Genomic DNA, 18,139 nt, shown 5'->3' on the forward strand with positions numbered 1-18,139 from the left:
GTCGAAAGCGCCTCGGGGTAACGGCCCGTCAGGCGCCAGCTCCCGCAGTGGCCTTGTTCTTGCCACGCGTGGCACCGCCGCGGCCGCGGAGGATCACTCCGGACTCGCTCAGCATGCGGTGCACGAAGCCATAGGAGCGGCCGGTCTCCTCCGCCAGGGCGCGGATGCTCGCGCCGGAGTCGTATTTCTTCTTCAGATCGGCCGCGAGCTTCTCACGCGCGGCACCGGTCACCCGGCTGCCCTTTTTCAGAGTCTCGGCCACCCGTGCCTCCTCATAGCTTGCTCGGTCAGATTCCCATGATCACCCATAGCCAGCGTCCTGGCCACCCATTCGACAAGGTCGATACCGGGAAAGCGCAGTCTGCCGGTGGTGCTCACGGCGCACAAGGGCGCTCGCACGAAGAGATGCGCCCCCGAGCCGCGACGGCTCGCCGGACGAAAGGGCTGATCAGCAGCACCGCCCCGCCGCGATTTCGCGGACGGGGCGGGGCTGGACAGGCGAAAACGGAATCCGGGAGTCTCCGATTCCCGATCTCCCGGCGAGATGAGATTTTCTACGACGGACGGCTGAGGCGGCGTCCAACCGATCGGCGGATCAGGCCAGCGAGACCAGATCGTGGTACGCCGGGCTCCACAGGTCCTCGATACCGTCCGGCAGCAGGATGATCCGCTCCGGCTGGAGCGCGTCCACCGCGCCCTCGTCGTGCGTGACCAGCACGACCGCGCCGGAGAAGGAGCGCAGCGCGCCCAGGATCTCCTCGCGGCTGGCCGGGTCGAGGTTGTTGGTGGGCTCGTCCAGCAGCAGCACGTTGGCGCTGGAGACCACCAGCGAGGCGAGCGCGAGACGGGTCTTCTCACCACCGGAGAGCACCCCGGCCGGCTTGTCCACGTCGTCGCCCGAGAAGAGGAACGAGCCGAGGATCTTCCGGATCTGCACCAGGTCGGTGTCGGGCGCGGCCGAGCGCATGTTCTCCAGCACCGTGCGCTCGGGGTCGAGCGTCTCGTGCTCCTGGGCGTAGTACCCGATCTTGAGGCCGTGGCCGGGGATCACCTCGCCGGTGTCCGGCTGCTCGACCCCGGCGAGCATCCGCAGCAGGGTGGTCTTGCCCGCGCCGTTGAGGCCCAGGATGACGACCCGGGAGCCCTTGTCGATCGCCAGGCCCACGTCGGTGAAGATCTCCAGCGAGCCGTACGACTTCGACAGGCCCTCGGCCATCAGCGGCGTCTTGCCGCAGGGGGCCGGGTCCGGGAAGCGGAGCTTGGCGACCTTGTCCGAGACCCGGACCTGGTCCAGGCCGGAGAGCAGCTTCTCGGCGCGGCGGGCCATGTTCTGCGCGGCCACCGTCTTGGTCGCCTTGGCGCGCATCTTGTCGGCCTGGGCGTTGAGGGTGGCGGCCTTCTTCTCGGCGTTGGCCCGCTCGCGCTTGCGCCGCTTCTCGTCGTCCTCGCGCTGCTGCTGGTACTGCTTCCAGCCCATGTTGTAGACGTCGATCGCGGAGCGGTTGGCGTCCAGGTAGAAGACCTTGTTGACGACCGTCTCGACCAGCTCGACGTCGTGCGAGATGACGATGAAGCCGCCCTTGTAGGTCTTCAGGAAGTCCCGCAGCCAGGCGATGGAGTCGGCGTCGAGGTGGTTGGTGGGCTCGTCGAGCAGCAGGGTGTCGGCGTCCGAGAAGAGGATCCGGGCCAGCTCGACGCGGCGGCGCTGACCACCGGAGAGGGTGTGCAGCTCCTGGCCGAGGATGCGGTCCGGCAGGCCGAGGGCGGCCGCGATGGTGGCGGCCTCGGCCTCGGCCGCGTAGCCGCCCTTGGTGAGGAACTCCGTCTCCAGGTTGGCGTACTTCTTCATCGCCTTGTCACGGGTGGCCCCGGTGCCGGTGGCGATGCGCTGCTCGTTCTCGCGCATCTTCTTCAGCACGGTGTCCAGGCCGCGGGCGGAGAGGATGCGGTCGCGCGCGAGCACGTCGAGGTCACCGGTGCGCGGGTCCTGCGGGAGGTAGCCGACCTCGCCGGAGCGGGTCACCGTGCCGCCGGCGGGCAGGCCCTCACCCGCGAGCACCTTGGTGAGGGTGGTCTTGCCCGCGCCGTTGCGGCCGACCAGGCCGATGCGGTCGCCCGGGGTGACGCGGAAGCTGGCGGACTCGATGAGGACGCGGGCACCGGCGCGCAGCTCGAGGGCATTGACGGAAATCATGGCTGAGGTAACTCCTGGGACGTCAGCGGGCGGCGGGTCGTGAGGGGCGCGGCGCTCGGCGCTAATGCCCGGAGAGAACAGCCATACGGCCCAGTCTACCGGGAGGCCCGACGGGCCTTACCGGTACGAGGTGACAGCAACCGGAACAGGGGCGCGGGGAACTGCGCGAGGCGGTAGGCGACAGGTCGGTTCGTGGCCGGTCGCGCAGTTCCCCGCGCCCCTGGGTGTGCCGCCCGGGGGAAGGCTCCGGAGCTCAGCAGGTGGCGGGGGTGGCTGCTGCGAAGGGCTGGGCCGGGGCGCCGCACGGGGTGAGGTTGGCGCCCTGGCGGGTGTCGAAGGTGCGGCGGCCGACGACGGGGCCGTCGTCGATGGTGACGCGGTGGGTGTCAAGGCGCTGGAGGCGGACCTCGGGGCCGGCCGGGACCTGGAGGGTGGCCTGGCTGAGGCGGAAGGCGGTGATGAGGCCGGGCAGCGGGCGGCCGGAGCCGGTGCTGCCGGTGCAGCTCCGCGGGACCAGGACGGCGTTCTCGGTGTGCACGGCCCGCAGCGGGTCGTACACGCAGCCGCTCAGCGGGCGGAAGTTGAACCGCAGGTCACCGTCGCGGTCGCGGAAGCCCATGGTCAGCCCGGGGGTGACCACGGCCACCCACGGCTCGTCCTCGGTCGCGGTCTGCAGTGCGGCGGCGGCCCGCTCGACGGCGACCTCCTGCTTCTGCTCGTCCGACCAGGTGGCGGCCTCGGTCTCGCCCTCGGCGTGCAGCCACTCGCTCAGCCCGGGCACGGCCCGGTGCCAGCGGACGGTGTGGTCGCTGGGCCGCACCGAGGTGACCATGCCGTCGTCCCAGATCACCAGCGCGGACTCGCCGGCCATCGCCAGGTGCAGGGCCGTCGCGCCCTCCCGGCGGTAGGACCACAGGTGGGTGCCGCTGCGGTCGTACGCCTCCAGGCCGGGGCCCACCTTGAGCTCGAGCGAGCCGGTGTCCAGCGAGTGCGCGCCGACCGGGCTGACGCCCGCCGCCCCGGGCTCGGCGACCCGGTCGCCGAACGGCACCGGGCGGTTCGCGTGCGCGGCGGCGCCTGCTCCGAGCACCAGCACGACGGCGAGCGCGGGCAGCAGGGAGCGACGGGTGAGGGCACGCAGCGACTTCCGGGACACGGCCGGAGCGTACCGCCCGAACGAGCTGTCCGTCTGGTGGACACGGCCCGCCACCCGGACGGGTGGGGCGGCACCCCGCGGCGGGCCGACCACGCCCACCTGCGGGTTCCGGTGGTGGCCGACGCGCCCGGGCCGCTATCTTGCGACTGCGACGGGGGCTGGACTGTTACAGAGGCGGAACACGATGCAGTTCGACGACCAGGCGGACCTGGACACGTCCCAGGTGGAGGACCGGCGGGGCCTGCCGGGCGGGAAGATCGCCATCGGCGGCGGGGTGGGAGTGATCGGTCTGCTGATCGCCCTGGTGCTCGGGGTCGACCCGCAGCTGCTCGGGCTCTCCGGCGGCGGGGGCGCCTCGGCCGGGCCGAGCACGGCCGGGCAGGTGCAGCAGACCTGCAAGACCGGGGCGGACGCCAACAAGCGGCAGGACTGCCGGATCGTCGCCGACGTCAACAGCGTGCAGGCCTTCTGGAGCGGCGAGCTGCCCCGGCGCGGCGTCCGCTACTCCCCCGCCGACACCGTGCTGTTCACCGGCCGGGTCTCCACCGCCTGCGGTGCGGCCAGCTCGGCCGTCGGTCCGTTCTACTGCCCCGGCGACCACAAGGCGTACGTGGACCTCGGGTTCTTCTCCGAGCTGAGCAGCCGCTTCGGGGCCAAGGGCGGGCCGTTCGCCGAGGCGTACGTGATCGCGCACGAGTACGGCCACCACATCCAGGCGCTCACCGGGCAGACCGCGAAGGTCGGCAACGACCGTACCGGGGCCAACAGCGGCTCGGTGAAGCTCGAGCTGCAGGCCGACTGCTACGCGGGCGTCTGGGCCAACAACGCCGTCAAGACGCCGCAGCCCTCCACCGGGCGGCCGCTGATCGCCAAGTTGACGGACGCGGACATCGCCGAGGGGCTGGACGCGGCCGCCGCGGTCGGCGACGACCGGATCCAGCAGGCGGCGACCGGGCGGGTGAACCCGGAGAGCTGGACGCACGGCTCGGCGGCGCAGCGGCAGCAGTGGTTCACCACCGGGTACCGCTCGGGGGACATGGCGCAGTGTGACACCTTCCGCTGATCCGGTGGCAGATATGTCCGACGTGTCCTCTTTAGAGTGACATGCAGCTTTTCTGACGGTGTGTGGGGTTACCTTCATGGTGACGTCCCATATCCGAGGAGAAGTCCCATGCGCATGGCCCGGCTCACCCTGGCCGCCGCCGCGTTGCTGCTGCTGGTCACCACCGCGAGCGTGCCCGGCGGCACGCCGGTGGACCAGGGCGAGCGGCGGGCCGCCCTCTCCGCGGATTCGGTCCAGCCACGAGGCGCCGCGCCCCGGCCGTCCGTGCAGCGGGCCCGGCACGAGGCGCCGTTCGGGGCCTTCGTCGGCAGCTGGGACAACTACATCCCCCAGATCCGGCGGATGTCCCAGTGGCTGAACGGCGCCAACATGCAGGTCGGCCACACCTACCTGGCCGGGAACGGCTGGAACGACATCGAGGGTGACCCGGTGGTGCTCGGCCTGTGGTCGCAGTGGCGCCTCGCCGACCCGAACCGCAAGCTCGTGCTCGGGGTGCCGATGCTGGTGCCCAACGAAGGGAACGTGCCGGACGCCGAGGTGGCCCGGCTGCTGGCCCGGGGCAACCAGGGCGAGTTCGACCGGCACTTCCTCAAGCTGGCCCGCAAGCTGGTCGCCCTCGGCGGCGGGGACACCGTCCTCACCCTCGGCTGGGAGATGAACGGCATCACCTACACCAGCCGCTGCAAGCCCGACCCGGCGGGCTGGAAGGCGTACTGGCGCCGGATCGTCGGCGTGATGCGCTCGGTGCCCGGCCAGCACTTCCGCTTCGACTTCGACCCCAACCGGGGCCTGGACGCCATCCCCTGGACACGCTGCTACCCCGGGGACGACGTGGTCGACATCATCGGGATGGACACCTACGACCAGCCGGCCGGCGGCACCTTCGACCAATACGTCTCCGAGCCGTACGGGCTGCAGGACCAGGTCGAGTTCGCGGCCAAGCGCGGCAAGCCGGTCTCGTACCCCGAATGGGGCCTGTTCCGGAACGGGGACAACCCGGAGTTCGTCCGGCGGATGGTCGAGTGGATGCGCACCCACGACACCAGCTACCAGACCCTCACCGACTACTGCCCGCACGGCTTCTGGCAGTGCAACCGCAATCCGCGCTCCAGCTCCGTCTACAAGCAGCTGATGTCCGGTTCGAAGGGCGCGGCGAGCCCCTGGGCGGCCGGAGCCGCCGTGCCAGGGGCCAACGCCGTCGGCGTTCTGCCGTCAATTGCGGCGCCGGGCCAGTAGCGCCTCCTTCAGGCGCGGCAGGCGGGTGCGGAGCACGTGCGCCGCGGCCTGCCGGGCCTTGATCCGGCCGCCGCGCAGCAGCGCCGCCGGGGCGAAGCGGCCCGGGCCGAGCACCAGGCGCTGGTTGGGCAGCTGGTCCGGGCGCCAGCGCTGCTTGTACGGCTCCTGGCCGCGCAGCAGGCTCAGCACCGGGATGTCGCGGCTGCGGACTTCGTCCAGCGCGACGCCGAACAGCAGGCCCGCGATGTCCAGGCGCTCGCGCAGTCTCGGGTGCGCGCCGTACATGTACAGGCCGCCGAAGGACGGGCAGAGCAGCAGCAGGTTGACGGCCACCGGCTCGCCGTCGAGGTAGTAGCGGTGCACGGCGGCGCGGCCGGTGGCGACCAGGCCGGTGGTGGACTCGATCAGGTGCTGGGCGAAGCGCTCGGTGCGGTGCTCGGGTGTGACGCCGCGCTCCTGCCACTGCAGGAAGTGCAGGTCGAGCAGCTCGCGGACCGCCGCCGGCACCTGCTCGGCGGTGGCGGAGCCGACCTGCACCCCCGCCTCGGCGATCTTGCGCTGCTTGACCCGGCTGCGCTGGGCGGTCTTGCCGGGCAGCCGCTTGAGCAGCTCGTCCATCGGGACGGCCGGCAGGTACTGGCAGAGCGAGTCGGCGTAGCGGCGGCGGTGGCCGCCCCAGGCCTCGAACACCCGCTGCACGGCCGCCTCGGGGTGGACCTCGCGCAGCTCCAGGTGCTGCCAGGGCCGGTGCAGCGGTAGCGCCGCGGCCAGCTCGGCGGCGGCGCGGTCGGCGCAGCCGTCGTCCAGCAGCACGTCGGTGAAGTCCACCAGCCCCGCCCCGAGGTTGGTCAGGCCGCCGAACGGCCCACGCCGCCGCAGCGCCGCCGCCCCGACCAGCCGACCGTCCCGGCGCACCGTCACCACCACCAGGCCGCCGGGCCGCCCGTACTGCCGCCACCAGGACCGCAGCCAGGCAGCGGCCTGGAAGGAGGTGGCCGTCGCACAGCGCGCGGCCAGCCCGTCCCACTCCTGGGCGAGGGTGTCGAGCGCGTCGTCCGCCCGGAGCACCTCGGCCGCCCACCGCTCGGTGCCTTCCGGCGAGCCGGCGGCTGAGCCGGGGGCGGCGACGGTGGACCCGGCCGGAGGTACGGCGGCGGAGTCGCCGGAGGCTGCCGCCGGGCCGACGGCCCCGGTGGCCGTGCCAGCCGGGTCCGTGACCGCACCCGCGGCCCGGCCCGGGGCCGGTACGCCGGCCTTGGTGCCGGCCGGGGAGACGGCCCCGGCGCCGCGCGGAGCGTCGGCGGAGCCGCCGGGCTGGCCCGTCCGGCTCGGGGCCGGGACCCCCGCCGGGGAGGTGGCGACAGCGGCGGCGGAGCTGCGGGGCTCCGCCGGGGGCTGGGGCCGGTGTTCTTCCGTGGTCATCGTCGGCTCCCGGCTTCTTCGGGCTTCTTGGGCTCCTCGGCGACCGGGGCCGCTTCGGGGGTGGGCTCCTCGGTACGGGGGCGGGGCGGGGCGGGGGCGTCCGACTCGGCGGCGGGGGTGTCGGAGCGGCGGCGGGTCATCATCACCAGGGCGCCGACCAGCACACCCGCGGCGGCCCCGACCGCCGTGTCGAGGGTGGCCGAGGGGGTGGTGGGAGCGTCCGGCTCGGCGGCGGGGGCGAGCGGGACGAGCCGCACGCCCGTCTCCTTGCTGCTGGTGTTGGCGAAGGCGACCAGCGAGCGGGCGACGGCGTCGGCGTTGCGGACGGCGTCCTCCGGGCGGCGGCCGGTGCCGGTGATGTCGATCACCGGGGCGTCCGGCGAGGTGGTGCCGCTGACCAGCCCGGCGAGGGTGGCCACCGTGTGCCCGGTCTCGGCGGCGGCAGCCGTGAGCACCTGCGGCTGCCCGGCGAGCCGCCCGTACGCCTGGGCGAAGTTGACGGCGGTGGAGGCCTCGCCCGGGTTCTGCGGGACGACCACCACGTAGGAGTTGGCGGCGAAGCTCGGGTGGGCCACGGCGGCGTACCCCGCCCCGGCCACGGCGCCGAGCGGCACGGCGAGCGCCACCGGCCACCAGCGTCGGGTCAGGGTGCGCACGGTGCGGCGCGGATCGGACATCAGGTACTCCTAGACTCGGCCGCAGCCGACGCGGTGCTGCTCGCTGCGGGCTATTCGGCGGGCGGACATGAGATGGGTTCAGACCCGGACGGCGCGGCGCCGCGCGGCGGGCAGGGCCGGGCCGAGACGGTCGTACAGCTCGGCGAGGCCCTCGGCGATCCGGGCGATGTCGTAGTGGGCCACGGCGGGGGGCTGGGGCAGGGGGACGCTGCGGCGGCTCCAGAGTTCGCAGAGGGCGGCCGTGTAGGCGGCCGTCTCGGAGTCGACCCGCTGGGCGCCGGGGGCGGCCTCGGGCGGCAGTTCGTCCAGCGCCGGGCAGGCGCTGTGCCGTACGGGGAGCCCGGCGGCCAGGGCCTCCAGGACGGTCAGGCCGAAGGTCTCCTCGGTGGAGGGGGCGGCCAGCACGTCCATCGCGCTGAGCAGTTCGGGGACGTCCTCGCGCTCCCCGGTGCAGAGCAGCCGGCCGCGTACGCCGCGCAGTTCGGCGCGGCGCAGCAGCTCGGGCAGCTGCGGCCCGGCGCCGACCAGGAGCAGCCAGGGCTCGCGCAGGGCCTGGTGCTGCCCGGCCAGGGTGGTCAGTTCGGCGAGCGAGTCGATCAGGAGCTCGAAGCGCTTGCCCGGCACCAGGCGGCCGACCGCGCCGATCACCCAGGCCTGCTGGGGCAGGCCGAGCCCGGCCCGGATCTCCTGGCGCAGCGCCGCGCGGGAGGCGGTGGGCAGGGCGTAGCGGGCGGCGTCCACACCGTTGGGCAGCAGGTCGACCCGGCGCACGCCCCAGGTGTCGAGGGTGCCGGCGACCTGCCGGGAGACGGCGACGGTGGTGGAGCCGAGGCGCTCGGCGGCGAGGTAGAGAGCCTTGACGCCGGGGGTGACGGCGCGGCCCTCGATCACGCCGGGGTGCAGCGAGTGCTCGGTGGCGACCACGGTGCGGACTCCGCCGAGGCGGGCCGCCAGGCGGCCGTAGAGGCCGGCCCGGTAGAGGTGGGTGTGCACCAGGTCGTAGCCGCCGGTCCGCACCAGCCGGGTGAGGCGGGGCAGCACGGAGAGGTCGCGGTTGCCGCGCATGCGCAGGTCGTGGACGGTGACTCCGTCCGAGCGCAGCGCGGTGGCCACCGCACCGGGGTTGGTGAGGGTGGCCACCTCGCAGGTGTGGCGCTCCGGGAGGTGGCGGAGCAGGAGCTGGAGCTGGCGTTCGGCTCCGCCGGCGGCGAGGCCGGTGATGACGTGGAGGATCTTCACGGGGTGCGCTCCGGGGACGTGACGGGTGTGCGCCTGCCGATTCGCGCAGTTCCTCGCGCCCCTGGGTGGTGCAACTGGCTGGCGGTGCAGAAGATCCGGCTCATCGGTCGGCCATCCTTCGCAGGGCGGTGACGGCGTCCCGCAGGCGGTGGCGGCCGCGCTTGGCGGTCAGGCGGAGCGCCCCGTCCCGGTCGCCGACGTAGCAGCGCGGGAGGGCGAAGCGGCCGGTGAGTTCGCTGTGGGCGATGGCGCAGGCGTAGTCGTAACCGGCGTCGCGGACGGCGAGGGTGGCGGGGAGGTCGACGGCTCCGTACGGGTAGCAGAAGCCGGTGACCGGGCCGCCGACCAAGTCCTCCAGGGCGCGGCGGCTCTCCCTGGTCTGAGTGGCGAGCACCTCGGGGGGCAGGCCGGGCAGGGCCTGGTGGCCGAGGCCGTGGGAGCCGATCTCCCAGCCCGCGTCGGCCAGTTCGGGCACCTGGTCGACGGTGAGCAGCTGCTTGCGCGGCCCTTCGACGTCCCAGCCGTTGTCCCGCCCGAGCAGGTCGGGGACGACGTAGGCGGTGGCCGTGAAGCCGTAGCGGTGCAGCACGGGCACGGCGTGCCGGGCGAAGTCCGCGTAGCCGTCGTCGAAGGTGAGGCCGACCAGGCGGTCGGCCCGGCCGTCGGCCTGGGCGCGGAGCAGGTCGCGGATGCTGACGCCGCGTCGGCCGGTGCGGTGCAGCCACTCCATCTGGGCCGCGAACCGGCGGGGGCTGACGGTGAGCAGGTACGGGTCCTCCTCCTCGTCGGCCACCGAGTGGTACATCAGAATCCAGGGCGCGGCCCGGCTCCCGGTCGCCTGGGCCGGTAGGCGCAGCGGCTGGGTGGGTTCACGATCCATCGGGCAGCTTCCCTTCAGCGGCCGGGGGGTTCAGGGCCCGTACCAGGGCGAGCACGGGGCCGCGCACCTCGGCCGCACCCAGCGCGGTGCCGAGGGCGGCGAAGACGAGCAGGACGCACAGGCCGCCGAGCAGGGTGGCGAGCAGCGGATTGGCGGCCAGGTGACCGGCCGCCGTGCCGGCCAGCGCGGCGCCGACGGCGGCGGCGAGCAGCCGGGCCTGGCCGCCGAGCACCTTGGGCAGGCGCAGCGCGATGCCGCGCAGCAGCAGGCCGCGCATCAGCAGCGCGGCGGTGGTGGTGATGCCGGCCGCGTTGCCGGCCGCCAGGCCGAGCGCGCCGAAGCGGGGCAGCGCGGCGAGGCCGACTCCGACGGTGACCACCAGGCCGAGCGCCATCGCGGCGACGGGGTACCAGTCGAGCAGGGTGCTGCGCTGCCCGGTGGGCTGGTCGGCGCGGCGGACCACCGGGCGGACGGAGAAGTACGGGCGGACCATCACGCCGATCAGCGCCTGGGCGGGCAGGCCGAAGCTGTAGACCCGGATCACGGCGGCGGTGGCGCCGGTGTCGGCCGGGCCGAAGGCGCCGCGCTCGAAGAGCAGCGAGACCACCGGCGGGGCGCAGGCCATCAGGAAGGCGGTGCCGGCCAGCACGACGGCGGCGGCCTGCCCGAGGTCCTTCTCGACCCTGTCCCGGGCCGCCGTCAGGTCGCCCGCGGCGAGCGCCCGGGCGACCAGGGGGAAGGTTACGGTGCAGATCAACAGCGCCGCCGTCATGGCCAGTTGGGAGACCTTGGCGGCGTAGTTGAGGTGCGAGATGGTGCCGGGCGGCAGGCCGGAGCCGAGGTAGCGCTCGATGAAGACCTGGGCCTGCCGGGTGAGCGTGAAGGCGGCCACCGGGAGCATCGCGAAGGGGATGAGCACGAGCCCGGCCGAGCGGCGGCCCCGGCGGCGGCGGTGGCCCTCGCGCAGGCGGCGGGTGAACGGGCCGACCAGCACGGCCGCCATCAGCGCGCTGCCGAAGGCCACCCCGACGGCCGCCGAGCGGACGCCGAGCAGGCCGTGGCAGGTGAGCAGCAGGGTGAGGATGGCCAGGTTGTAGACCACGTAGATGGCCGCCGGGGCGGTGAAGCGGTGGTGGGCGCGCAGCGCGGAGCCCAGGTAGCCCGCGACGCCGAACGGCAGGATGGTGAGCGCGGTGATCCGGGTGCAGGTGACGGCCAGGCCCGGGTCGGCCAGGCCCGGGGCGAGCAGGTCGACCAGCTGGGGGGCGCCGAGCGCGACGGCGGCGGAGAGCGCGCAGAGCGCGGCCAGCAGCCAGGGCAGGGTGGCGCGGACCAGCTGGCGCACCGGGTCGGGACCGTCCGGGCGCTCCTCCCGGAGCACCAGGGCGAGGCTGAACGCGGGCACCATCAGGAAGGCCATCGCGTCCTCGATCAGCAGCGGCGCGGCCGTCTCCGGCACCGTCCAGGCGACCAGGAAGGCGTCGGTGCCCTGGTTGGCGCCGAAGTACCGGGCGAGCAGCAGGTCGCGGAGCAGGCCGAGGGCCGAGCCGGCCGCGCTGAGCAGCGCCGTCACGCCGAAGGCCCGCGCCAGGAAGCCCCGGCGGGCCGGGGCGGGCTCCTCGGCGGCGACGGGCTCGGGCGAACGGGCGGCCGGGAGCAGGGGCGCGACGGCGCTGGGCCGGTCGGTGGTCATGCGGGGCGCGCTCCCGGGGTGGGGGTGAAGGCGGCACGGGCCGCCAGACCGAGCACCACGGAGGTGAGCACGGTGGTGGTGCCGCCGATGTCGCCGTAACTGAAGTCGACCAGCTGCCAGGTGAGCAGGGCCAGCGCGGCCAGGCCGGGCCCGCTCGCCCGGCGCAGGGTGCCGACGAGCAGGGTGAGGAACAGCGCCAGGTAGGCGACGGCGCCGATCAGGCCCTGCTCGCTGAGCACCAGGAAGTACATGTTGTGCGGGGAGAGCAGCGGCTCGCGCTGGAAGCCCATGCTCGGGTCGGCGGTGTCGCTGCCGGAGGAGAGCCGCAGCGGGGCGTGGCTGTCGCGCAGCTGCTGGAAGGCCTTGGGGCCGGCCCCGGTGACGGGGTGGTCCTGCCAGATCCGCCCGGCGGTGGCCCACAGGTCGTACCGGTCGCTGACCGACTGGTCGGGGGCCGCCTCGACCTTGCCGATGCTGCTGAGCCGCTCGGTGACGCCGTCGGACCCGACCGCACCACTGCCGACCAGCACCACCGCGGCAGCGGCGGCGAGCACCACGCCGCGCACGGCGAGCCGGGGGTCGGCGCGCAGCAGCAGCGCGGTGGCGGCCACCGCACAGGCGATCCAGGCGCCCCGGCTGAAGGAGACCGCGAGCGGGAAGGTGAGGAAGGCGGCGGCGGCGAACATCGCGCGGCGCAGCCCGGCGTGGCCGCCCGGCCCGCGCTCGGCGAGGGCCAGGGCGAGGGCGGCCAGCAGGCCGAAGCTGACCACGGTGGACATCGCCATGATGTCGAGCGCGCCGAAGGTGCCGACCGCGCGGATCGGCTGGCCGGTGTAGGAGGCGCCGGTCCTGGTCAGGTACTGGTTGGCGCCGACCACGCCCTGGATGAGCGCGGCGGTGACGAAGGAGCCGAGCACCAGCCGCTGGTCGGTGCGGTCGCGCAGGGCGCAGACCACCGAGGCGGGCACCAGCACGAAGACCTGCACCAGCCGGACGAAGCCGGTCAGGCTGGTCGCCGGGTCGATCGAGCCGATGGTGGCGACGGCGGCCGCGAACACGATCCCGCCGAACAGCACGGCCGCCCGGCCGGGCAGCGCCGGGGTGCGCCCGCGCAGCAGCTCGACGGCGGTGAGGGCGACCAGGGCGAGCGAGGCGAGGTCGGCGGCGGTGATGTGGACGGCGGCCGCCACGTCCTTCTCGCCGGTCGGCACGCAGACCAGGAGCACGGTGGCGGCGGCCAGCAGGCTGGGGCGGGCGGTGATGCGCTGTATCGCGCGAGGCAGAGCTCGGGGCATCGGCAGGGCGAGGGCCATCGGGTTCAGCTCCCGTCCGGGTGGAGCATCAGGGCGGCGGTGCGCAGCAGGAGCTTGACGTCCTGCCAGAGGCTCCAGCTCTCGATGTAGCGGTTGTCGAAGCGGGCGCGGGCCTCGATCGAGGTGTCCCCGCGCAGGCCGTTGACCTGGGCCAGGCCGGTGAGGCCGACCGGGACGCGGTGGCGGTCGGCGTACTCGGGGTAGGCCTGGCCGAAGCGCATCACGAAGTACGGCCGCTCGGGGCGGGGGCCGACCAGGCTCATGTCGCCGCGCAGCACGTTCCACAGCTGGGGCAGTTCGTCGAGGGAGCTGCAGCGCATCAGGTGGCCGATCCGGCTCATCCGGTGGTCCTGGGCGATGTTCCAGTGGGTGGCGGACTCGTGCTCGTTGGCCGGGCGCAGGGTGCGGAACTTGAGGACGGTGAAGACCTTGCCGTCCAGGCCGGTGCGCTGCTGGCGGAAGAGCACGCCCGGCCCGGTGTCGAAGCGGACGGCCAGCGCGCAGACGGCGAGCACCGGGGAGAGCAGCACCAGCCCGAAGGCGGCGGCCGTCACGTCCAGCGCCCGCTTGGCCAGCCAGCCCGGCCGGCGCATGGCCGGGCGGCCGAGCTGGACGCAGGGGAAGCCGAAGAGGTGGTCCCGCGCGGGCCCGCCGACCGCGCCGTACTCGCGCAGGGCGGGCACCAGCCAGACCTGGCAGCCGAGCCGGCCGGCCTCGCGCAGGGCGGCGGCTGTCTCGGACTCGTCGGCCGCGCCCTCGGTGGCCACCACGTGGTGGACCCGGTGGCGCCGCACCTCGCGCTCGAGCACCTCCTTGCCGCCGAGCACCGGCAGCCGGGAGCCCTCGCCGATCAGCGCCGGGTGCGGGTCGAGGAAGCCGACCGGGCGCATGCCGTACTCGCGGCGCTCGGCGAGCACCGCGGCCACCCGCTGGCCGAGCTGCCCGGCGCCGAGCACCAGCACCGGGCTCGGCCGGCGGCGGCGGGCCTGGCGCAGCGCGCGGTAGCAGAACCCCCGGCCGGCGGCGGCGAGCACCAGGAAGAGCAGCAGTTGGGCGGCCAGGCGCCCGGGTGTCTCGGGGGCGCCGTCCGGCCAGGCGCCCAGGCAGACGGCGAGCGAGACGGCGAAGGCGGTGGCCACGGCGGCGCGGGCGGCGAGTGCGGGGATCTCGTCGAGGGCGGAGAGGGTGAGCCGGGTGCGGTAGAGGCCGCCGGCCATGTTGAGCGGCAGCAGCAGCGGGAGCACGGCGGCGGAGCCGAGCAGGGAGTGCGGGCGGCCCTCGGCGGCGAGGGTGGTCAGGGCGGCGGCGGCGAGGACGGCGAGTGAGTCGGTGCTGACCAGTGCGGCGGGCAGGGCGGCGCGTGAGCGCAGCCCCCGGCGGTGGCGGCCGACCAGCGGCGCCGAGCTGGCGCGGGACGCCGAGGCGGGGCGGTCGAGCAGGCCGGTGGCGAGCCGCCGCGAGGGCGGCAGGGTTTGGCCCGGCCGAGGCACACTCTCGTGGTCAATGGTCATCAGCGCGCGAACTCCCCTGCTGTGTACCCGCCGCGACGGGCCGCCGGGGGCCGGGGCGAGCCGACCCTGCGACCCGGCCCGGTGGCTGCGGTCCAGGTAGCACCTGCTGCCGTGAGTGGCATGCCATGGGCGGCATTCGGACATTCCCGCTCGGCTCATGGGAGGGCAACGACCGGAAATAGTGGAAGAAGCAGGCAAAATCAGACAATACCGAACGCTGGCTTGGATCCGGGAAGTTGACTTGCCATTTCATTCCACCTGCCCATTAATCAGACTTTTGGATTTTGTATCCTCGGCTGGCCCCGGAACAGGCGCGAACACGGCAGCACCTTCGCGGCGAGCATTCACGGTCTGAGAAACGATCAGAGCCGCCCAGGGACACGGCTCCTGCGGTGCGCCGCCCGCTGCCGGGGAGGCCGTGACACGTCCTGCGGCCGAAGGAGAGTTCGATAGACCGCGTCCACCTGGGCGACGGTGTTCCGAACGTCATGGCGTTCGACCAGATGTTCGCGGGCGGCCGCGCCACGACGTTCGCATTCGATCGGATCCGCCAACGCCTCGATCAACGCACGGGCCAGATCGGCGGGATTCTCCGGCTCCACCAGGGCGTGCGCCGCCTGCCCCGGCGGCAGGCATTCCCGGGCGCCCGGCACGTCCGAGAGCAGCACCGGCCGCGCCGTGGCCATCGCCTCCAGCGGCGCCAGCGCCATCCCCTCCCAGCGGGAGGGCAGCACCACCAGATCCGCCGCCGCGAGCCACGGCCGCGGGTCCGGCACGTCCCCCGCCAGGCGCACCCGGGCCGGCTCGGGCAGCTCGCGCACCCGGTCGGCCACCGCCGTCGCGTCCGGGCCGCCGCCCACCAGCGCCAGGCGGGCCTGCGGCACCGCGGCCAGCACCTCGGGCCAGGCCTCGAGCAGCACGTCCTGGCCCTTCTGCCGGCACAGCCGCCCGACGCAGACCGCCAACGGCGCGTCCAGGTCGAGCCCCAGCGACATCCGGGCGGCACGGCGGGCCGCGGAGTCGGCCGGGGCGTGGTGGCGCACGTCCACGCCGTTCGGCACCACGTGCCAGGCGGCTTCGAGGCCCGCCCCCTCGCCGTCCTGCCGCTCCTGCTCGCTGACGCACAGCACGGCCCTGGCCCAGCGGGTCGCGTACCGCTCCCAGCGCAGGGTGGCCGCCGCGAGCGGCCCCTCGACGGCGGCGAAGGACCACGCGTGCGGCTGGAACACCGTCGGCACCTTGCCCCGGACGGCCAGCCGCCCGGCCAGACCGGCCTTGGCACTGTGCAGGTGCAGCACGTCCGGCTTGGCCGCCTTGACGATCCGGCGCAGCCGGAACGCCTCCGCGAGCGTCGTACTCCCCGGCGACCTGGTGGCCGGCCAGTCCAGCACCAGCGCCCCCGCCGTGGCCGCCTCCGCCGCCAGCCGCCCGCCCTGCGGACACGCCACCAGCACCCGGCAGCCGGCCTCCCGCTGCCCGCGGACCAGGTCCACCACGACGCGGGCGACGCCGCCGTCCACGGGCTGGGAGATGTGAAGGATCGTCATGCGCACGGCCGTGAGCCTAAGTTGGCTCACGGCCGTGACCGGGCCATCGTCACCCGTACGAGCGGAAAGTTGCCCTAACCGGGTGTGAGCGGGAGGTGCGTCCGCGGGATGACGATGCAGTACTGCTCGCCCTTCCAGGTGAAGCAGTAGGGCCGCCGCGGGATCGTCTGCGGCTCGTCGGCCGGCTTCTCGTGCCGGGCCTCGCCCCGCTCGACCTGGATGCCCAGGGGCTTCAGCTTCGCCTGGAGCTGCTCCAGGTTCACCACCCGCTGGGACGGCTTGATCTTCGCCGCGAGGTGCTCGGAGAGGCCGGCCGCGGCGAGGACCGCGGCCCTGTCGACACTGATGCTGCCCGGGGCCGGGTCACCGCCGTGGATGAAGATCCAGAGGGCGAGGATCCACGCGGCGTCGAGCTCGTGCACGAGCTGGATGTCTTCCGTTTGGGTCATGCACGAACTATCCGGCCGGGTGAGTGCGGTGCTCCCGCCGCCACGGCGCCGAACCCGCCCAGGTTCCGTCGGATGCAGTACTACAGCTCCTCGGCCAGCCGGGCCAGCACCGCGTCGTGGATCCGGTTCAGGCCCTTGGGGGCGAAAGTCCGCTCGAAGAAGCCGCCGATGCCGGTGGCGCCCTGCCAGGTCGCCTCGACGGACACCTTGGCCTGCTCCCCGGCCCCGGAGACCGTCCAGGTGATCACCATCGAGGAGTTGGCGTCCGTCTCCACCAGCCGCCGCCCACCCGGCTCGGTCACCGTGAACAGACAGTCCCGGACCCGCTTCTCGGTCGCCTGCAGCTTCCAGTGCACCTGCGTCCCGGCCCCCGTCCCCCCGGCCCGCACCTCGTACTCGCTGTACTGCGCGGGCAGCAGCTTGGGCCTGGTCCCCGAGTAGTCCGCCAGTGCCTCGAACACCCGCTCCGGGCTCGCCTGGTAGACCCGCTCGGTGGCGGCGTGGACCTGTCCCATCGTGACTCTCCTCGGTACGTACAGCTGTGGGCACTGCTGATGCCAAGCCAACCACCGCCTTATTCACAGGCCAAACCGGGGCCGGGGGTTAGGGTGGCAGGCGTGCTGAACGAGGTGACGGCTCTCAGGTATCTGGACCCGCTGCGGGCGGGTGGTTCGGTGCCCGGCATCGTCGAGACGGACGATCTGGGGACGTACGTGGTGAAGTTCACGGGGGCGGCGCAGGGGTACAAGGCGCTGGTGGCCGAGGTGATCGTCGGGGAGCTGGCGCGGCGGCTGGGGCTGCGGGTGCCGGAGCTGGTGCTGGTCGACTTCGACCCGGCGGTGGGCGGGCACGAGCCGGACCAGGAGATCCAGGACCTGCTGCACGCCAGCGCCGGGGTCAACCTCGGGATGGACTACCTGCCGGGCTCCCGGGACTTCAAGCCGGGCATGATCGACGTCTCCCCCGCCGAGGCCGGCCGGGTGGTCTGGCTGGACGCGCTGACCGGCAATGTCGACCGCAGCTGCGCCAACCCGAATCTGATGGTCTGGCACGGCGCCCTCTGGCTGATCGACAACGGCGCCGGGCTGATCTTCCACCACCGCTGGTCCGGCGCCCACGCCTCCCTGCTCAAGGCCTACGACCTGCGCGACCACGCGCTGGGTACCTACTCCCCCGACGTCCGCGCCGCCGACGCCGAGCTCGCACCGCGAGTGACGGCCGAACTGCTGCGCGAGGTGGTCGCGCTCGTCCCGGACACCTGGCTGGCCGACGAACCCGGCTTCGACTCCGTCGAGCAGGTCCGCGAGGCGTACGTCCACCACCTCACCGCCCGCGCCGCCGGCTCCGCCCACTGGCTCCCCGACCACTTCTCCTCCCCCGACCAACTCCGCGCCGAGGCCGACCGCCGCGCCGCCGCCACCCTGGCCGGCCGCCCGGCCTGGCTCCAGCACATCCCGGACCGTACCGCGCGGTAGCACTCCCCCTCATTCGCAAAATGATCAAGCCATTCTGCCGGCCGGGGCCGTGCGCGCCGGGCGACCGCAATTGATCACCGGCAGCTACCGGCCCCGCCCGCCGGTCCGGTCGGCATCCGCCTTCACGGCACGTTCACAGAAGCCTCGTCAGTGCCCTACTTGATGAGACGCGACCAACCGAAGCGGCAGGCCTCCGCACGGTCTGTGACGCCTGGCGCTCAAGGTGGCTGAAGCGACTGGCGTGGTGGCTGAAATCCATCCTGGCTGACGGCGCCGCCGCTCTG

General features: G+C 73.9%; 16 protein-coding genes. 3 read left to right on the forward strand and 13 right to left on the reverse strand.

The window, feature by feature from the left end; translation table 11 throughout:
• Positions 1-28 precede the first annotated feature (28 nt).
• The 3 genes from ABT095_RS06290 to ABT095_RS06300 all read right to left on the reverse strand — a co-directional run bounded on the left by ABT095_RS06290 (position 29) and on the right by ABT095_RS06300 (position 3,350).
• Positions 29-262 carry a helix-turn-helix domain-containing protein gene (locus ABT095_RS06290; protein ID WP_350528116.1) on the reverse strand — a complete coding sequence of 78 codons (234 nt, stop codon included), beginning with the start codon at positions 260-262 and terminating at the stop codon, positions 29-31.
• Positions 263-595: 333 nt separating this feature from the next.
• Positions 596-2,194, reverse strand: a complete 1,599-nt coding sequence (locus tag ABT095_RS06295) for an ABC-F family ATP-binding cassette domain-containing protein (protein ID WP_350528117.1) — start codon at positions 2,192-2,194, stop codon at positions 596-598.
• Positions 2,195-2,447: 253 nt separating this feature from the next.
• A complete protein-coding gene (locus tag ABT095_RS06300; RefSeq protein WP_350528118.1) occupies positions 2,448-3,350 on the reverse strand; it encodes a hypothetical protein in 903 nt (300 codons plus the stop codon).
• A 184-nt stretch (positions 3,351-3,534) separates the two neighbouring features.
• Between ABT095_RS06300 and ypfJ the strand changes: the two genes are divergently transcribed.
• On the forward strand, positions 3,535-4,413 hold the full coding sequence (ypfJ, locus tag ABT095_RS06305; RefSeq protein WP_350528119.1) for a KPN_02809 family neutral zinc metallopeptidase: 879 nt from the start codon (positions 3,535-3,537) through the stop codon (positions 4,411-4,413).
• Positions 4,414-4,521: 108 nt separating this feature from the next.
• A complete protein-coding gene (locus ABT095_RS06310) occupies positions 4,522-5,649 on the forward strand; it encodes a glycoside hydrolase family 26 protein (RefSeq protein WP_350528120.1) in 1,128 nt (375 codons plus the stop codon).
• On the opposite strand, the gene ABT095_RS06315 is transcribed toward ABT095_RS06310, so the two are convergent.
• The 10 genes from ABT095_RS06315 to ABT095_RS06360 form a co-directional block, all read right to left on the reverse strand.
• Positions 5,626-7,071, reverse strand: a complete 1,446-nt coding sequence (locus ABT095_RS06315) for a GNAT family N-acetyltransferase (protein WP_350528121.1) — start codon at positions 7,069-7,071, stop codon at positions 5,626-5,628. The genes ABT095_RS06310 and ABT095_RS06315 overlap by 24 nt on opposite strands.
• On the reverse strand, positions 7,068-7,748 hold the full coding sequence (locus ABT095_RS06320; RefSeq protein WP_350528122.1) for a YveK family protein: 681 nt from the start codon (positions 7,746-7,748) through the stop codon (positions 7,068-7,070). The genes ABT095_RS06315 and ABT095_RS06320 overlap by 4 nt, the downstream gene beginning before the upstream one ends.
• 78 nt (positions 7,749-7,826) lie before the next feature.
• The gene (locus ABT095_RS06325) at positions 7,827-8,987 is read right to left on the reverse strand and encodes a glycosyltransferase (RefSeq protein ID WP_350528123.1); all 1,161 of its coding nucleotides are present in this window, start codon (positions 8,985-8,987) and stop codon (positions 7,827-7,829) included.
• Positions 8,988-9,087: 100 nt separating this feature from the next.
• Positions 9,088-9,867: a polysaccharide deacetylase family protein gene (locus tag ABT095_RS06330; RefSeq protein WP_350528124.1), complete on the reverse strand. Its 780-nt coding sequence runs from the start codon at positions 9,865-9,867 to the stop codon at positions 9,088-9,090.
• On the reverse strand, positions 9,857-11,560 hold the full coding sequence (locus tag ABT095_RS06335; protein WP_350528125.1) for a lipid II flippase MurJ: 1,704 nt from the start codon (positions 11,558-11,560) through the stop codon (positions 9,857-9,859). The genes ABT095_RS06330 and ABT095_RS06335 overlap by 11 nt, the downstream gene beginning before the upstream one ends.
• Positions 11,557-12,873, reverse strand: a complete 1,317-nt coding sequence (locus ABT095_RS06340; protein WP_350528126.1) for an O-antigen ligase family protein — start codon at positions 12,871-12,873, stop codon at positions 11,557-11,559. The genes ABT095_RS06335 and ABT095_RS06340 overlap by 4 nt, the downstream gene beginning before the upstream one ends.
• A gap of 5 nt (positions 12,874-12,878) precedes the next feature.
• Positions 12,879-14,384, reverse strand: coding sequence for a sugar transferase (locus ABT095_RS06345; RefSeq protein WP_350528127.1), 1,506 nt, complete (start codon positions 14,382-14,384; stop codon positions 12,879-12,881).
• Between the two features lie 362 nt (positions 14,385-14,746).
• Positions 14,747-15,931, reverse strand: coding sequence for a glycosyltransferase (locus tag ABT095_RS06350; protein WP_350528128.1), 1,185 nt, complete (start codon positions 15,929-15,931; stop codon positions 14,747-14,749).
• A gap of 74 nt (positions 15,932-16,005) precedes the next feature.
• The gene (locus tag ABT095_RS06355) at positions 16,006-16,380 is read right to left on the reverse strand and encodes a hypothetical protein (protein ID WP_350528129.1); all 375 of its coding nucleotides are present in this window, start codon (positions 16,378-16,380) and stop codon (positions 16,006-16,008) included.
• Between the two features lie 80 nt (positions 16,381-16,460).
• A complete protein-coding gene (locus tag ABT095_RS06360; RefSeq protein ID WP_350528130.1) occupies positions 16,461-16,895 on the reverse strand; it encodes an SRPBCC family protein in 435 nt (144 codons plus the stop codon).
• A 102-nt stretch (positions 16,896-16,997) separates the two neighbouring features.
• Here ABT095_RS06360 and ABT095_RS06365 point away from each other — a divergent pair, with 102 nt between their 5' ends.
• Positions 16,998-17,855 carry a HipA family kinase gene (locus ABT095_RS06365; RefSeq protein WP_350528131.1) on the forward strand — a complete coding sequence of 286 codons (858 nt, stop codon included), beginning with the start codon at positions 16,998-17,000 and terminating at the stop codon, positions 17,853-17,855.
• Positions 17,856-18,139 lie beyond the last annotated feature (284 nt).

Source organism: Kitasatospora sp. NPDC002227, assembly GCF_040296285.1.
In the GTDB taxonomy this organism is placed as follows: domain Bacteria; phylum Actinomycetota; class Actinomycetes; order Streptomycetales; family Streptomycetaceae; genus Kitasatospora.

What these genes read in the sequence shown, in the direction of transcription:
- ABT095_RS06310 (WP_350528120.1), top strand. Translation starts at nt 4,522, where the DNA reads ATGCGCATGGCCCGGCTCACCCTGGCCGCCGCCGCGTTGCTGCTGCTG.
- ABT095_RS06360 (WP_350528130.1), bottom strand. Translation starts at nt 16,895, where the DNA reads ATGGGACAGGTCCACGCCGCCACCGAGCGGGTCTACCAGGCGAGCCCG.
- ABT095_RS06335 (WP_350528125.1), bottom strand. Translation starts at nt 11,560, where the DNA reads ATGACCACCGACCGGCCCAGCGCCGTCGCGCCCCTGCTCCCGGCCGCC.
- ABT095_RS06340 (WP_350528126.1), bottom strand. Translation starts at nt 12,873, where the DNA reads ATGGCCCTCGCCCTGCCGATGCCCCGAGCTCTGCCTCGCGCGATACAG.
- ABT095_RS06350 (WP_350528128.1), bottom strand. Translation starts at nt 15,931, where the DNA reads ATGACGATCCTTCACATCTCCCAGCCCGTGGACGGCGGCGTCGCCCGC.
- ABT095_RS06295 (WP_350528117.1), bottom strand. Translation starts at nt 2,194, where the DNA reads ATGATTTCCGTCAATGCCCTCGAGCTGCGCGCCGGTGCCCGCGTCCTC.
- ABT095_RS06315 (WP_350528121.1), bottom strand. Translation starts at nt 7,071, where the DNA reads ATGACCACGGAAGAACACCGGCCCCAGCCCCCGGCGGAGCCCCGCAGC.
- ypfJ (WP_350528119.1), top strand. Translation starts at nt 3,535, where the DNA reads ATGCAGTTCGACGACCAGGCGGACCTGGACACGTCCCAGGTGGAGGAC.
- ABT095_RS06355 (WP_350528129.1), bottom strand. Translation starts at nt 16,380, where the DNA reads ATGACCCAAACGGAAGACATCCAGCTCGTGCACGAGCTCGACGCCGCG.
- ABT095_RS06320 (WP_350528122.1), bottom strand. Translation starts at nt 7,748, where the DNA reads ATGTCCGATCCGCGCCGCACCGTGCGCACCCTGACCCGACGCTGGTGG.
- ABT095_RS06330 (WP_350528124.1), bottom strand. Translation starts at nt 9,867, where the DNA reads ATGGATCGTGAACCCACCCAGCCGCTGCGCCTACCGGCCCAGGCGACC.
- ABT095_RS06345 (WP_350528127.1), bottom strand. Translation starts at nt 14,384, where the DNA reads ATGACCATTGACCACGAGAGTGTGCCTCGGCCGGGCCAAACCCTGCCG.